This window comes from Acinetobacter sp. 102 (genome assembly GCF_037028485.1).
Taxonomy (GTDB): Bacteria; Pseudomonadota; Gammaproteobacteria; order Pseudomonadales; family Moraxellaceae; genus Acinetobacter; species Acinetobacter higginsii.
The window spans coordinates 1-12,417 of sequence record NZ_JAZEZK010000036.1; the positions used below are offsets into that span (position 1 = coordinate 1).

Genomic DNA, 12,417 nt, shown 5'->3' on the forward strand with positions numbered 1-12,417 from the left:
GTAATTACCACGTAAATTATCATTAAAACTAACCGTCTTTTTCTTTGTTACATTCGAAAGTACGAGTTTTTTGCACTTTTCAATCAGTTTTTCCTTATTTAAATTAATTTCGGACTTCCGAATATAAGCAGAGCTTTTACTCAAATCTCTCACATTTTTTCGATTATCATTCTCAATTATATAAGAATCAAATTCTGTAATAATATTAGAGTCTTTGCTCTTATAATCTTCAAAACTTTCACACCCTAATAAACCTAACATGATGGTGAAAGCTAAGATATTCTTCACTTTAATAATCTATAAAATCAAAAAATATAATATAGCAAAAATAATGGAGTATGACAAAATTGAAAAGTATCTATAATTGTATAAATTATTGTAGGGACGATTTCTTATACTTTTAAGTTAGATTCTTAAATTGGATAAAATTCACTTAAGTATCGAATATAACTATATTTTATAAAAAAATAATTTTTCTTACAACTATAAGTGACTTTAAATTTTAATTAGCTTCAAGCTTACTTTGTAATATAAAAAATACAATATATCTAATAAAAATATTTCAACCCGTCACCCTGCCGAAGATATTTAAGCTTATAGAATAGATTTCATTTCACTCTTTATTATTCATCTTTTTCTTGTAAAAATAATTCATAGTAAATTTGTCGGGAATATAAATAGTCATTTTCTTATCATCCTCTAATCATAGCTAACTGACTTAGGCTAAAAGCAGGTTTAGATCATCAAATTATTTAAAAAGTCTTGTTCACTAATTTCGATGTACATTGAATTGATTTAGCAAAACTATAAATAATATTCAACATCTTCCAAACTTAGATAGATCTTGTTTCCACTCTTAATTGTTAATTTTACTGATTACATAGCGCTTACATAAATTTAGCCAATAAAAAAGCACTTACAATTAATGCATGTAAGTGCTTGATATATATGGTGGGCCCACCGTGACTTGAACACGGGACCAACGGATTATGAGTTCAGATAAAACCTTATTTATATTAATAAATATCAACAACTTACTTTCATAGAAACCAAGAAATACATGACTGGCAAATGACCGTAGGTAATTTATTTACAACTCAAAGAAATATAAAGAATTTTCAATATTTTGATAGAAATCTGATCAAAAAAAGCTTAGCCGCAAAAGTAATAAATGCATAAGAAATAATGTTTTATCATTTTGCATATACAGTAATTACCTAAGATTTACCGTAGCTAGACCTGAAGACCGTAGCGATAAACCATAGATAACAATGCATTTTTTATAGACCGTAACTGACCATAACTACTTTTACAGCGATGTAGTAAAATGATTAGACCGTAGACTGATATTTCATCACTTGTCTACGGTCTAACTTCTTATCAAGCCGCCATAGTTGGCGTTAACTCTGATATGTCACTAAGTAACTGACCAGATCGAGCCCTCTAGTTCAATACGCTGTGGTTTGTTGGGTTCAATATAGGGAAGCCCGTTATATTGATAGCCTCCCCAACCTAATCCTACAAAAGATACGATCTTTTTTCATAAGGTTTCTTATCGTTTTTGATCGTAACATGGCGGTATTTTTTTACAAAATTTACGGCTTGATTAGATTTAAGAACGATCTTATTCTTCTGGTCTAACTCAAAATACTTATGACTTTTGATGCCTAGAGCAAACTTGGTTGACTCATCTTTATCGAGCTTTCCTAACCCTTGATTAATCAACTTTTCCAATGCTTTTACATTATATATCTTAGATGCTTGATCATTTACGAAAATGTACTTAGCAAGCTAATCCATAAGTATTTTAATGATTGGATGATTTTGATATTCATGCCCAACTTTTTTACAGACTTGTAGCTATCCGTCCGTAAAATCTCAAGAATATCATGCATATTACTAACGTAAATTGATGCTTCAACCATATGATAATACAGATCAAATTCAATCTCATAATCCTCTTTTATATAAGGAATTACCTGTGGATTTTGTAAAATCTGCTCTCCATGCAAAGTAACTTTGTGAACTTGTCTTGTATCCTTGAGAAATTGTTTAGCAACTTCTGATATGCAGCTTAAAAAATTCTTATTCTGAAGTAAAAAACTTCAAATCTACATTCAGTGCACTAGCTTGATTAAACCAAGTATCAAGTAGTTGATAGGCTTGAATTGTTTCTGAGACAGCTTCTAGGGGCATTTTCAATTGGCTTGTAAAATGTTGTCGTGAGAACGCATTACCGACAACTACCCATATTTCTTTACTTACTAAAGGATCAATTTTTCTCGTATTAATTGTATCTAGCACTTCATCAAGATTATGATTTATATCATAAGTTTTATTGAACAATCTTATACGATTTAGCTTATTTTGATACTTATTTCCATTTAATCTCGGCCAGTCTTCTTTAAGAGTAGTAATATTTCCATATTTTAAAGGCCTATAGTCACGTAAAAAATGTATATTTTTTAATGCCTGGCCTCCAACTTGGCAAAGAGCTCCTGCTGAAGATTGGGGTTTTGATGCACTACCGCCACATTTTACATGAACAAAAACAACTTTATCCTTAGAGGAAAGAATAAAGTCTGCTGGCTCGGTTCCCATGTCGGTACAAAGTACTAAATCTATATTTGGAATATACTGATAAAACTCACCTAAATCATCAAGGCTTACATTTTTATTTTTAATATTTGAAACTTTATCGATTAAATAAAAAACTGAATTCTCACTAAAATTATCATTTAGAATATTATCTTCATCCTTTTCAGATAAATTTGGTTGCTTCAAACAATCCAACGAAATAATATTTCTGACTATATTTTGATTAAACCTACCTGTTTCAGTTGGAAGTTTTTGTTTATAAAAATTGCCTTCCAAATAAACTGTACTATCACTATATAAAAGCTTAACACTCTCATTGTTTAAGATTTCAGATATTTCAACTTTACTTCCATTATTAAAAAAAATTAAGTCTTTATCATAATCTATAATTAAATCAAGGTTTTCATCAAATGAAAATTTAATAAACTTCCCGACCATCTCATCACTACTTGAACCATCAGAAAATTCAAAAAAAGAAACCCCATCACTATACGATTTATATATATAACTATTATCAATAGATTCCTTCACACCTTTATATTCAACCCCTAAATCAACATATTTCTCATCAGTAAAATCAAAAACACAAGCTACAGGGTTTTCCACTGGAGTATAATTAATTGACTGAGAGAATGAATTAATAAAATTACTTTCATTTTCCCCATTAGATTGCAAGCAACTATTTATACTATCAATCCAGTTTATAAACTCTTCATATGAAATTCCCAATTTCTTTTGATCAGATATTCTCCCTGATGCCACACCTAGATAATATGTAGAAATAGGTTTACCATTATCTCCAACATTTGAAACTACAGTAGTAGTTATTGCATAACCAGAATTTGACTGTTCATGATTAATTAGTTCTAAATTTTTTCCTTTTATAGATATACTCTCTGGGCGACTTAGATTATTTTGAAGTGCCCTTGTGTTGGCTCGCTTAGTTACAATTTTTTCGGTTCCCGAAATAACTGTAAATAACTTTTCTACACCAATTGTACTCAAAATTTTAAGATCTTTTCTATTGCTATATTTATGACTGCGACTATCAAAAATAGCTATCATATCCTGTAATTCTCTGATAATAAATATTTCCAAAGTTGGTTCAAAAAAAAGACTATCTTTTAGATATTTAGAGTTATTAAAAAAAATAGCCACAATAACTCCAAGCTCTTTATACGATTTAGCTAAAGCACCTTCTCTATTAAATTCCGACTCCAACTTATTAAGACAAACATTGATATCAAATTCATTTTCTTTATTATAAAAACATACAGAAGCTACTGGAATTTCTAATGATTCTTTAGGATTAAAATTATTAAAATCGAATTTTCTTCTAAAATTTGATTCAAAATAGCTTTTCTCAGGAAATTCTTTTAAATAATTTTCAATAAATTTTTTTGTATCAAGAGTTCTTAAAAATTTTTCTACTGATTTTTCATTTGATAAATATTCATCAAATTCAATGTAACTCTTCCATAATTTTTTATTATTATCCCCAGATATATCTAGAATTGTAGATTTATAGGTTTCATATTTTCTAACTATTCTTCCTGTAGTTTGTACTAATTCCTTTCCACTTCCTACTGAATAAGTAAGTACTAAAATTTTAGCTTCTGGTATATCAATACCTTCATCTAGTTTCTTCTGATGAAGAAAAACTTCATATTTTAAGTCTAGTAATTTTTTTGGTACAAAATTTATTTTATTCTTTTTCTTATTATCATATTGATCATGAATTGCTATTGTTTTAAAATGAGAACTAAAATCATCATAATACCTTTCAATTTCCGAAAAATTTTTACATTTAACAATACAAATTGAATTGGGCTGTTTTTTAATTATTTTTTTAATTTCATGTATTAGCTTCGACTTATTAGTTATTTTAAAAACTGGATATACTATTTCATTATTTCCACTTGCAGATTTAAACGTATATATATAGCTATAATTAGCATCTATATCAAAACTATATAAATCATTTCTATAAGGTGTCGCTGTTATGATAATTTTTTTCTTATTTAGCTTCCTTATTACCTCACTCCATTTTGGCGATGGTTCGACATGGCCCTCATCAATTAATATAAGACTAAAATTATTTTTTATATTTATTAACTCATCCTCACTTAAACTATTTATTTTTTGAAAAGTTGTACAATAAATACCATCTTGCGAGATATCATTAATTTTATTAAAAATATTTTTTTTCAAATAATTTTTATAATTAGGCTCTTGAGGTAATAGTTTTTCAAAAAAACTCCCACTTAACTCCTCATATAATTGATCACAGACAGCCCTTCTATGTGTCACAACAAGAATTTTATCATCTTTAGAATAATGGCTTACAGTGCATATAACACCGCTCTTACCAGCACCCGTAGGTAAACTAATTAAACAAGATTTAGTGCTATCTGAATTTAAATAGTTTCCAATCACCTTAACACTGTTAATCTGACAATCTCTTAATTTATCTATTAATTCAGTACTAATTTTTTCAATCATATTCTTACAAGTAGTTTTTCTAAACTGCTAACTTTAATATTTTTTTCTTTAAAGTTAAATACCTTATCGAATATATTCATAAAGAATAATTTATAACTAAAAAAGTAAGTTACTCTAATGAATTCTGATTTTTTCACTTTCGACTAGCTCTCTAGCTAATTCTTCCCTAATTTAGACCATTGAATAGTGAAATTTGCTTTTTGCTTGTAGGTATTTCTAATTTATTCCCAAATATTTTCAAAGAAATAGATGGTTTTGCCTTGCTCATCAGTAATTAACATAGCACTTTGGTACCTTCTTTCACTAATTCGTTACTGGATGGATGCAACATAATCATGTCGTTAGTTCTGGCTGCCTTATAAAGTTAGTAGATGAATTAAAGGCATAGCTAAACATAGGACTTAATGATAAAGTAAACGAAGGCATTCTTACAAAGAAACTTCTCTTAGAATTCCTATCCCAAACAGTAAATCTAAGCAATCTCATAATTCACCTGCACACAATTATTAGACCGTAGACTGATATTTCATCACTTGTCTACGGTCTTACTTCTTATCAAGCTGCCACAGTTTGCGTTAACTCGGATATGTCACTAAGTAATTGACCAGATTGAGCATCTATCCTCTCACCCTCTAGTTCAATACATTGTGGTTTGTTCGGTTCAATATATGAAAGCCCGTTATATTGATAGCCTCCCCAACCTAATCCCACAAAAGTTACGACTTTGTCTTTATATGATTTATGATCATTTTTGATCGTAACATGGCAGTATCTTTTAACAAAATTTACGGCTTGGTTAGATTTAAGAACGATCTTATTTCTTTGGTCTAACTCAAAATATTTATGGCTTTTGATGCCTAGAGCAAACTTGGTTGACTCATCTTTATCAAGCTTTCTTAACCCTTGATTAATCAACTTCTCCAATGCTTTTACATCATATGTCTTAGATGCTTGATCATTTATGAATATGTGCTTAGCAATCTGATCCATAAGTATTTTAATGATTGGATGATTTTGATATTCATGCCCAACTTTTTTTACAGTCTTGTAGCTATCCCTCCGTAATATCTCAAGAATATCATGCATATTACTAACGTAAATTGATACTTCAGCCATATGATAATACAGATCAAATTCAATCTCAGAGTCCTCTTTTAAATAAGGAATTGCCTGTGGATTTTGCAAAATCTGCTTTCCATGCAAAGTAACTCTGTGAACTTGTCTAGTATCCTTGAGAAATTGTTTACCAACTTTTGGTGTCTTCTCTTCCTTTAGTTTTTGCAGTTCATTCGTAATGTCAGCGTAAGCTCTCTTCAATTCGCCATCAATTTCCGCTCGACATACTTCCCTAGTAATATGTGCATCTTGATTCGCACAAGCCAATCTATATTCTAAATATTTAATATTAGAATATAAGTTCTGCGTATCTATTGCGAATGCCTTAGCTGCGACAACTGCATTATTGATATTAATTTCATCACGAATACACCCTAGACCTTCTATACTCTTCGAGTCTTTGAGCATCTTATTGATAGCCTCTACAAGTTTTTCGGCTTTGACTGATTTCTTTTGTCTAATATGCTCAGCAAATTCTTTACCACTTTCTAAAATCTCTAGATTAGTAGCAAGATCTGTATCCATCAGCCATACACGTTGCTCATGATAAGCTGCCAGATCATCGATTGGGGAGTGATCGACTTCTTGATCTAGATGAATATAGATTGGCGGATTTGCATAACGCGTTCTGCCTATAAATTGAGTAATTTCATCTGTATGAGTATTACCCCCCAATATATGGATACTATCAATCTCATTATCACTATTCAAAAAATTTACTGCTTCATCCCAAACAGATGTTGTCAAAATTACGTTGTACTCAGTCGATAATCGAGCTGTGTTAATCATCTCAACTATGGCTTCATTCCCCTGCTTTGCTCGATTTACAACAAGTGTAGGGATACCTTGCTTTTCCAAGAAAAAACGATATTCCTCTGCTTTCTTTTTATCATTAATCCTAATAAAGATGATCCGTTTAGAGCCCTCAGATTTTATCTGTTTAACTCGATTAATGATAAACTTAAGGCAGTTTAGAGGATGCTCATGTACATATTGTTGCAAAATAATATGTCGTTGAATTGGATTTTCTTGAGTGAACTGATAAATATGATCTATCGAAATTGATAACTTATCAAAAATCTCCATAGTAAGTGTTGCGCTCACCAACAACACCTTGCTTACATGCTTATTTTTTATAAATGTTAAGATTTCATTTAATGCCTTTCCTCTATAAGCGCCTGCACAATAAAGCTGATGCACTTCGTCTACCACAAAAATTGAATCTGGTCGGATATATTGCTTAATTTTAGCTAACTGATCATATGTTGCCACTATATGGTTTGTTGACAATTCCTCTTCTGTAAATTTCATTGTTCCGTGACAGAAAATAATCCCCTGATCTACATACATTTTTTCCAGTTGCTTTACCTGAGATACCTTAGGACATAGCATAACGACATGCTGTTGTGGCATGAGTGTCTTAATGACAAAAGTTGATTTTCCTGTCCCAGTAGAAGCTTCGAGAAATGTTGTACCGACTTCAATTGCTTCCAAATGATCCGCAATCATTTGGCCTTCAGTTAAGTTAAATTCCATCTTATTTACTAAATTTGGCATGAGTTCTCCTAAGGGTATGGTTTTTCATACCCAATAAAATTTGACTTGGTGGTTAGGTTGTTGGCTTAGATAGACGCTTGATTTACAATTTCAGCGACTTTTTGGTAGGCATCTAACATGACTTCCCCATTCAGATGGGCATAGCGCTGGGTTGTTTGTGGTGAAGCATGACCAAGTAGATGCTGAACAACATAAAGGCTTAGTCCCTTATTGACAGCCATGCTTGCGAAGTTATGTCTCAAATCATGAATTCGCATGTTTGGTATCCCTGCTGCTTTCATGATTTTGTCGTAGCATTTACGAATATCATTGAATGCTTGTCCTGTTTGCGGATTAGCAAAAACATACTCACTTTGACGTGGTAACATTTTTCTAATTTCTGCCAAACTTTCACTTGCTAAACGTATCAAGCGTGGTTTACCTGATTTGTTATTTTCAAGCTTCCAATGGCCTGAGGACAAATCAACATCAGCCCACTTCATATCCATGACCTCTCTTTTACGCATACCTGTTAGTAATAAAACTTTTACAATTGCCACAACAACGAGATTATCAATTCCATATTGAGCAGGTGTATTCAATACTTGCATAAGTCGTGGTAACTCTTGCTCTGTCAAGAAACGTTCAATCTGATTGACCTCTTTATATTTCTTAACTCGCGAGACTGGATTCCTTTCTAATAAAGCAAGATCAATTGCATAGCTGTACATTACAGAAAGTAATGCACGGATACGATTAATCGTTGCATGAGATAGGCCTGAATCTTTTGCTTGATCAAGAATTTGCATGACATGAACTGCTTCAACTTGATTTAATGGAAGGTGACCAATCGGATCGCGCAGATGATTGTTAAACCGTGATAAATCATCACAGTGTGAGCGTTTACGTTTCTGTGAGTGCGGATAATATGAGTTAGTAAAAAACTCGGTTACTGTCGGCATTGCTTTTTGCACATCACGTTCATGCTGTGGATCTTTACCTGTTCTCAGTAAATTATTATTTGATGCGGCAATGATTCTTGCGTCTTCTAAACATAATTCTGGATAATTTCCCAATTTCATTGCACGCTTGGTTCCGTTAAACACATAACGAAATAACCAAGTCTTTTTACCCAGACGAGTAACTACAAGTTTGAGTCCTTTGACTAGATGATCAGTTATTTCTAACTCACGTTTAGTTTGAGGACAAATGATACTCATCACGAGTACTTCATCCAATTTTAGTTTCGCATTCATAGATTTCTCCAAAAATTAGGCAAACAAATCTCCCTGACCGTTAAAGGCCATGATTCAAAAATGAGTCAAAATAGGGAAGAATAGGTCAACGAATATTTCATTGATGACTGGTGTTGGTTTCTGAATTTAAATAGTCTTTAAGTTCAAAAGCCCAAAGAAGCAAAAGAATTTCCTAACTGAACAAGTTGAAAATATGGTGCAAGATAGTGAGTTCGATGTAAAGATTAGCTCTTGAGGACCTATTTTTTTACTTTTTGAAACAAAAATAAATTACCATATAATTCAATAATTTATTAAATCACTTTTTTTAAAATTATTTGACAATACGAAAAATCGGTCTCTCATAAGCTATTGAATAAATTTAGGAATTTTTTTTGTAAAAAACTGGTTTTCTTAGTTCGACTGGTTAAATTTCAATCACGCCTTTTTAGTGATTGACAAGTTTCATGATTTGAACTAAGAACTACAAGACCCTCCTTCTCTCTATTTGGCCCATACATTTTTCCTTGTGTTGCATACCTAAATCAGAATTCCCGCAAAACCCAAAAAGTTTTACGGTTCATCTTACGGTTTAAAGCTGGTGTTTAGATTTATAGGATGCTGTTTAACAAACTAGAGAGACATAACTCAAGGGCTTATTCGATTATTCCCTGCGCTGTGCTACTGGTTAGAGTATGCCAAAGCATCATTACAGATTATTTATACCCAAACTTGAATAGATTTGATCAGGAATGTAGATCAATACACCTTCAGTATCATTAAGGGTGATATACACTTCACAAGCATGTGGGCATTTCTCAACGTATTCAATTTCACTAGCATTTAGTTTGTCCAGAATTGAGAACGTTAAACCTGCAATAGGTACGCTAAGTTCATGGGTATGCTCTAAAACAACAAACCACCCATGTTGGGTGGCTTGGTAGTCTTCTTGATACTCTATTTCGATTCGATCAATCGCACTAGATATTGCTAAACGTATAGCTTGATTCATCACATGTTCTAAATCACGCTTACTTTTGACAATATTCATCTCGCTATCCCTCCTTTTTTGATGTTTCAGAACGTCCGTGTTTCGGCTTATCAGTGATAGATTTTGTATCGATTGCTTTTTTCTCATCATCGGCTAGTACCTTGGATAGTGATGCAGATGATGCATCATTGAGCCTTTTTAGCCAAAATTCAGAATCATCACTCACCTCTAATAATCGTTGCGTATTGGGATGAGGATGAACGACTTTCTGATCAACGAGAATTGCAGCTAGAAAGCATGGGTTATTTGCTGACTTACCGATGAAAAGTCCTTTCAACGCGGTTGCATGAAAGGCTTTTCCACTTTTTCGTAATGCATAAAGTATCTGAAGAATATCTTCTATTTTGACTAATTCTCCGCTAAATCCACCTGATGATTCATTTTTGCTAATCGCTATTCCTAAAGATGCATCATCATTATTTCGCCATATTTGATAATGTAAGTTCCCTTTTGATCGTTCTGATAGTTTTGGACAGACTATAGTATTGATTAAACAGTGATTAATTTTATCGGGTACACGTGGTTGCATATTTGTCTCCAAAATTTAGGTATAAAAAATCCCGATGTACTTTTCGTACATCGGGACATATATTTCGAATCAGTAAGAAGCTAATTCACCAAAGCCATGAAAATGGCCCATTCAGATTTCTAACTTTTTCATTGATCTCTTGTTCAGATAAGAAGCAATAACGAACAAATTCGATAAAGCTTAATATGAGTGGGATATATAGTACACAAAGTAAAAGATAGACAATTCCCCACCCCCATGAACCGACATAGAATTTATGTGCTCCTAAACCACCGCCAACCAAGGTTAAGAGTAGTAATGCAACTTTTGTTTTTTCCTTTTTCTGCACTACTGTGGTGGCAGCTAGAGAAGGATACACATTAATCGCATGACTCGAATCATTAAGCTCATAATCAATTTCTAAGCCTTCTTTTATTGGAATAGCGCCACGCCATTCGTACAAATCAAATGTAATACGTTCACTATTTTTTGTGATGATTACTGCTTTATTTTGGACAGTATCAATTCCAAGGATTTTTCCTTCCATATATACCTGACTTATAAATATTTGAATTAAATGATGATAGAGATACGCATACAATGTACCTATTTTGGGTACAAAGGTCAATGTATCTTAAATAGGTACAATGACAAATAGTATCTATACCAATGAAATGCTTGCTTTGCGAAGTTGGTTGAAACAAGAACGTGAAGCTAGAAATCTGTCTATGCGTGCTCTAGCAGAACGCATGGACAAACCTCATTCGTTTATCCAAAAAGTTGAACAAGGTGAACGCCGTTTAGATGTCGTAGAATATGTATGGTATTGTCATACTTTGGGTATTGATCCCCAAATTGGGGTGGAATTAATTCAGAATGAACTTCCAAAAGAAAATAACTCCATATCTTCAACCTAAGCGTTCAGTATTGTTGGGCGAATCATTCATCCACGACAATCTAGATATTTTCATGCTAATTGGTCTGCTACATGGCCTTTCTCCTAATATGAATGCAAGCATAAAAAATCCCGATGTACTTTTCGTACATCGGGATCAATTGTGAGGTGAATAAGATTAGATCAGGATACGCCCTATAGCAATTAGCTTCTCAAGAGTATCTCGTTCTGAGTTATTACACGTGTAAAGTGCGTTTGCCAAAGTCTGTGCCTTCTCTGTTGGAATGAGTGCAATAGCATCTGCAACACACTCTAAATGATGCGAATATTTCATCTGTACTCCTGTTCACGTTTATGAATCTCATTGCTACATAGATTATTTACTTAGCAATTCACTAAAATAATATGTAAATCAAGGGTAGATTTATTTCGTTTTGCTAGAAGAATTGGGATTGATCTACTGCAGGGGGTGAAATTTATATTATATGAATTACTATATAAGAAAATTCCCCCTAGTTTTTGGACACTAATCCTTGTAAAGCAAGGCTTTTACCAATTTTTGCATTATAGATTTTTTACTCCCCATCCAAAACCAACACTGTAGAAAATATAATAAACCCGTAAAATAGCAGAATCACTTTTGCTGATTTTCTAGCTCGTTGCTGATGTATTGTATTCCTTGCTTTGGATCACTCCCTAGCGCTTGGCAATAATATACATACTCAATAATATCCAATGCATATACACCCCGCTCTACATCACCGACATATGAGTCAGGTTTGCTTAGGCTATTGGATAATTCTAGTTTCGAAATTCCTTTAGATTTTCTTTCTTTTTTGAGCCATTGCTGCAAAATTTGTGTCATTCTGATTCGCTCCCGATTAGCGCAAAGCTCAAAATATAGGGCTGGAGCGAACAAAGATTGTTTGAAACTGGGACGTTGCTTGGTACTAAATAAATTATCTTCATGATCATT

General features: G+C 32.5%; 9 protein-coding genes and 1 pseudogene. 1 reads left to right on the forward strand and 9 read right to left on the reverse strand.

All coding sequences use genetic code 11. The features are described from left to right. The 7 genes and pseudogenes from WA352_RS21330 to WA352_RS21360 form a co-directional block, all read right to left on the reverse strand. Positions 1-261: pseudogene (locus WA352_RS21330) on the reverse strand (hypothetical protein); the annotation flags it as partial. A 1,824-nt stretch (positions 262-2,085) separates the two neighbouring features. After that, the gene (locus WA352_RS21335) at positions 2,086-5,100 is read right to left on the reverse strand and encodes a DEAD/DEAH box helicase (protein ID WP_033133323.1); all 3,015 of its coding nucleotides are present in this window, start codon (positions 5,098-5,100) and stop codon (positions 2,086-2,088) included. 555 nt (positions 5,101-5,655) lie between these two features. After that, positions 5,656-7,773 (reverse strand): DEAD/DEAH box helicase, encoded by a 2,118-nt coding sequence (locus tag WA352_RS21340; RefSeq protein ID WP_033133324.1) that lies wholly within the window; start codon positions 7,771-7,773, stop codon positions 5,656-5,658. Positions 7,774-7,838: 65 nt separating this feature from the next. Beyond that, positions 7,839-9,008, reverse strand: a complete 1,170-nt coding sequence (locus WA352_RS21345) for a site-specific integrase (RefSeq protein ID WP_033133325.1) — start codon at positions 9,006-9,008, stop codon at positions 7,839-7,841. A gap of 688 nt (positions 9,009-9,696) precedes the next feature. Next, positions 9,697-9,999: a hypothetical protein gene (locus WA352_RS21350; protein WP_227505278.1), complete on the reverse strand. Its 303-nt coding sequence runs from the start codon at positions 9,997-9,999 to the stop codon at positions 9,697-9,699. 43 nt (positions 10,000-10,042) lie between these two features. Continuing rightward, complete coding sequence (locus tag WA352_RS21355) at positions 10,043-10,567, reverse strand: hypothetical protein (RefSeq protein ID WP_033133327.1); 525 nt, start codon at positions 10,565-10,567, stop codon at positions 10,043-10,045. A gap of 85 nt (positions 10,568-10,652) precedes the next feature. Beyond that, positions 10,653-11,093 (reverse strand): TM2 domain-containing protein, encoded by a 441-nt coding sequence (locus tag WA352_RS21360; protein WP_033133328.1) that lies wholly within the window; start codon positions 11,091-11,093, stop codon positions 10,653-10,655. A gap of 100 nt (positions 11,094-11,193) precedes the next feature. On the opposite strand from WA352_RS21360, the gene WA352_RS21365 reads away from it, so the two are divergent. Then, positions 11,194-11,463 carry a helix-turn-helix domain-containing protein gene (locus WA352_RS21365; protein ID WP_033133329.1) on the forward strand — a complete coding sequence of 90 codons (270 nt, stop codon included), beginning with the start codon at positions 11,194-11,196 and terminating at the stop codon, positions 11,461-11,463. Between the two features lie 156 nt (positions 11,464-11,619). On the opposite strand, the gene WA352_RS21370 is transcribed toward WA352_RS21365, so the two are convergent. Both WA352_RS21370 and WA352_RS21375 read right to left on the reverse strand, forming a co-directional pair. Further along, positions 11,620-11,775 carry a hypothetical protein gene (locus WA352_RS21370; protein WP_157671713.1) on the reverse strand — a complete coding sequence of 52 codons (156 nt, stop codon included), beginning with the start codon at positions 11,773-11,775 and terminating at the stop codon, positions 11,620-11,622. A gap of 300 nt (positions 11,776-12,075) precedes the next feature. Further along, a partial coding sequence (locus tag WA352_RS21375; RefSeq protein ID WP_336143854.1) for a helix-turn-helix domain-containing protein occupies positions 12,076-12,417 on the reverse strand: 342 nt, incomplete at its 5' end.